This is a genomic window from Rhizobium sp. NLR22b, from assembly GCF_019685295.1.
In the GTDB taxonomy this organism is placed as follows: Bacteria; Pseudomonadota; Alphaproteobacteria; order Rhizobiales; family Rhizobiaceae; genus Rhizobium.
The window spans coordinates 1-3,286 of record NZ_JABDWM010000058.1; the positions used below are offsets into that span (position 1 = coordinate 1).

4 protein-coding genes and 1 pseudogene are annotated in these 3,286 nt (G+C 61.6%); 2 read left to right on the top strand and 3 right to left on the bottom strand.

The window, feature by feature from the left end; genetic code table 11:
- Positions 1–259: hypothetical protein (locus HJC00_RS32260; protein ID WP_221165212.1), on the top strand; the 259-nt coding region annotated here is incomplete at its 5' end.
- Here the strand turns inward: HJC00_RS32260 and HJC00_RS32265 are convergent.
- Positions 240–803 (bottom strand): threonine transporter RhtB, encoded by a 564-nt coding sequence (locus tag HJC00_RS32265; RefSeq protein ID WP_210633347.1) that lies wholly within the window; start codon positions 801–803, stop codon positions 240–242. The genes HJC00_RS32260 and HJC00_RS32265 overlap by 20 nt on opposite strands.
- A 130-nt stretch (positions 804–933) precedes the next feature.
- On the opposite strand from HJC00_RS32265, the gene HJC00_RS32270 reads away from it, so the two are divergent.
- Entirely contained in the window at positions 934–1,137 is a 204-nt protein-coding gene (locus tag HJC00_RS32270) for a hypothetical protein (RefSeq protein ID WP_221156963.1), read from the top strand.
- Between the two features lie 45 nt (positions 1,138–1,182).
- On the opposite strand, the gene HJC00_RS32275 is transcribed toward HJC00_RS32270, so the two are convergent.
- Both HJC00_RS32275 and HJC00_RS32280 read right to left on the bottom strand, forming a co-directional pair.
- Complete coding sequence (locus HJC00_RS32275) at positions 1,183–3,045, bottom strand: ABC transporter transmembrane domain-containing protein (protein WP_221156965.1); 1,863 nt, start codon at positions 3,043–3,045, stop codon at positions 1,183–1,185.
- A gap of 99 nt (positions 3,046–3,144) precedes the next feature.
- Positions 3,145–3,286: pseudogene (locus tag HJC00_RS32280) on the bottom strand (5-aminolevulinate synthase); the annotation flags it as partial.

The following is a 3,286-nucleotide window of genomic DNA, read 5'->3' on the forward strand; positions in this document are numbered from 1 at the left end:
ATCCAACATCCTGGAAATCGATCGGCGTTCGTCAAAACTCAAATGCGAAAAGGTACGGATCAAACCATGGCTCCCGAAAAGCAGGCAGCTTAGCGCCTTTGTTGCAGTTCGAGATAGAATGTGCCCCGCTACAGGCGATTTCTGGCGTAATCGACATTATGGAACAACGGCCTTTGCCAGCCGCACCAAGGGCTTGCGCAGGCAGTCGCTCCGCCGCGCGCAGCGCAACAGCGCGGGTTTCATCCGCCAAGGGCGCTGAACGTCAGCACGGCGGAGAATGCGACGAGGGTTGCGGATCCGCACCGCCGGGCAAATGGCGGTATCCGTTTTTCACGTCCGAGGATGAGCCTGCCGATCGACAGCCAGATCGAGGAGACTGCCAGGACCACCGATGCGAGAATGGCGATGGATCCTGTCAAAGGCACCTCCTGCGCGGGAGGCACCATCGTCAATCCGATGATCAGCGCTTTGGGATTTAACAGCGTCGTCACGGCCAGCTGCCGCACGCGCACAGCCTCGACAGGGCTCGATCCGATGCCCCAGAGCCGCAGCGCCAGGTACAAAACCCAGGTCGCCGAGACAAGTTTGACGCCTTGCGAAACCAGAGGGTGGTCGCGGAGAAAAGAACCGGCCAGACCGGCCGCCGGAAGGACGATCGCAAGATATGCGGACATGACGGTGGCGAGCAGGGCGATCGCGCGTCCGAAGGTCAGCCCCTGAGATGCCATCGCCAAAATGGCGTTGGTCGGTCCGGGCAGGATGAGAAGCGTGAAAACGCCCGCTGCGAAAGGCAGAAGATGCACTGTTACGGTCTCCGGGTTTCTTCCGCATCTTGCACGGCCGCGCCTGCCGGTCGTTGACAGAGATCATTTGCGGGACGGAACATTCCGGGCACCCCCGACGTTTATTGCGGTTATGTCAGAGGTGGGCGCCATGCCCGGCATGATCAGGTTCATACTCACTCGATTGGCCACGGGCTTTGCAATCGGAAGCGCCGTGGGGTTCTTCATCTGGCAGAACGGTTTTGCCGCGGCAGGCGGACCGCAAAATTATCTCGCTCAGGGCCTGTTCATCTACCTCTTTGCGAGCACAATCGGCATGGGTTATCTCGCGACGGCTCTCCTCCTGGAAGAATAGCGCCGGAAGATCAAAGTCCCGTTGCGCGGACGCCGGATGATGTCATCACGCTGCGTGCTGTTCCGGTTCAAGACCGGCCGGAATCTTGAACTGCAGCTCCGCCAGGCGCGTATAAAGGCCGCCTTGGCGCATGAGCGAGGCGTGAGTCCCCTCTTCTACGATCTTGCCCTTGTCCATCACCAGAATCCTGTCCGCCTTGAGCACGGTGGCGAGCCTGTGCGCGATCACGATGGTGGTCCGTGCCTCCATCAATTCCTCCAGGCCGCGCTGCACGAGCGCCTCGTTTTCCGCGTCCAGCGATGCGGTTGCCTCGTCCAGGAGCAGGATCGGAGCGTTCCTGAGCATGGCCCGTGCGATGGCCAGTCTCTGCCTCTGTCCGCCCGACAGCGTCAGCCCACGCTCGCCGAGAACCGAACCGTAGCCGTTCGGCAGCTTCGTGACGAAACCATGCGCCTGCGCCTTGATCGACGCGGCGATCACATCTTCGCGCAGCGCGTCCGGCCTTCCGAACGCAATGTTGTCGTAAACGGAGGCGGCAAACATCGTCACCTCCTGCGGGACAATGGCGATTTCCTTACGCAGGGTCTGCGGGGAGATCAGGGCAAGCTCCCTGCCGTCGATGGAAATGCTGCCCGCCTGGTTTTCGTAGAAGCCGAGGAGCAGGGAGAAAACGGTGCTCTTTCCGGATCCGGAAGGGCCGACCAGGGCGACGGTTTCGCCTGGCGAAACGCGGAAGGAAAGTCCGCTCAGAACCTCCTTTTCCGGTGCGCCCGGATAGGAAAAGCGCACGTCATGCAGTTCCATGCCCCCCTGGGTGGGGGTCCGGAGCGACGTGCAGGTGTGCGGTTCGCGCTCGTCAGTCTGTTCGTTCAGCAGTTCGAACAGCCGTCCGGCGGCGCCGGCTGCCTGCGAAAGTTCTCCCCAGACCTCCGACAGTGAGCCGAGAGAACCGGCTGCGATCACCGCGTAGATGAGAAATTGGCTCAGGCTGCCAGGCGAGAGCGTTCCCGCCAGCACCTTATGAGCCCCCAGCCACAGCACGCCGACGACGCTGACGAAGACCAGCGTGATGGCAATGGCGGTCAGCAAGGCTCTTGCCCGGGAGGCCGCAACCACCCGGTCGAAGGACAGGTCGACATCGCGCCCATATCTCTGCCCCGCAGCATCTTCGCCGTTGAATGCCTGCACGGTGCGGCTTGCCGCAATGATCTCGCTTGCATAGGCCGAAGCCTCGGCAAGCGCATCCTGTGCGACACGGGATTTCTTCCGCACCGAGCGACCGAACAGGACGAGAGGAGCCACCACCAGGGGAATGGCCCCGAGAGCGATGGCCGACAGGCCGGGACTGGTCACGAACATCATGGCAAGGGCGCCGAGGCAGAGGATTGAATTTCTCAAAGCCACCGATGCCGTGAGACTGACGGCGGATTTGATCTGGGTCGCATCTGCCACGAGGCGCGAGGCAATTTCGCCTGAGCGGTTTCGATCGAAGAATGCCGCAGGAAGCCGGATGATATGGTGGAAGACCTCGAGGCGAAGGTCGGTGACCAGCCGCTCTCCCAATGTGGTGACGAAGTAGTAGCGCGCCGCACTTGCGATTGCCAGCGCGACGGCGAGCGCGATCAGCATGAGAAAATAGCGATTGATGAAGGCTCCGTCCGCCTGGTTGAAGCCGTGATCGACCATGCGCCGCACAGCCATCGGCAGGGCGAGCGAGATGAGAGCTGCGGATGTGAGCGCCAGAAGTGCGCAAACCGAGAGCGACCTATGTGGGCGAAGACGCGGAAGCAGGCTGAAGAGCGGAGTGAATGTCCGATTCCGCGAAGGGGGTTCTTTCCCGCCGTCCTTGCCGATGGCGGAGGCTATTTCTGGTGAAATGGCGGCTTGCCAGTCATGCGGGGCTATCATCAACGCCGTTGTCTCCTCGGTGCTTGCTTCACTTTTTGTCCCGCGAGCGGCGACTTATCTCTTTGATCGCGGTCAATCTCGTGCATCTTTCCCCTGTGCTCAGGCTACCATCCGCGCCAGCGCGCAGCGCGACCAAAGCGAATGCAGGGCGTCGACCAGATGGGCGATATCGGCGTCGGAATGCAGCGGTGTCGGCGTGATGCGCAGCCGCTCGGTCTTCTTCGGCACGGTGGGATAGTTG

Bases quoted from the DNA above. Each gene is read 5' to 3' on its own strand.
- HJC00_RS32275 (WP_221156965.1), bottom strand. From the start codon at position 3,045: ATGATAGCCCCGCATGACTGGCAAGCCGCCATTTCACCAGAAATAGCC.
- HJC00_RS32270 (WP_221156963.1), top strand. From the start codon at position 934: ATGCCCGGCATGATCAGGTTCATACTCACTCGATTGGCCACGGGCTTT.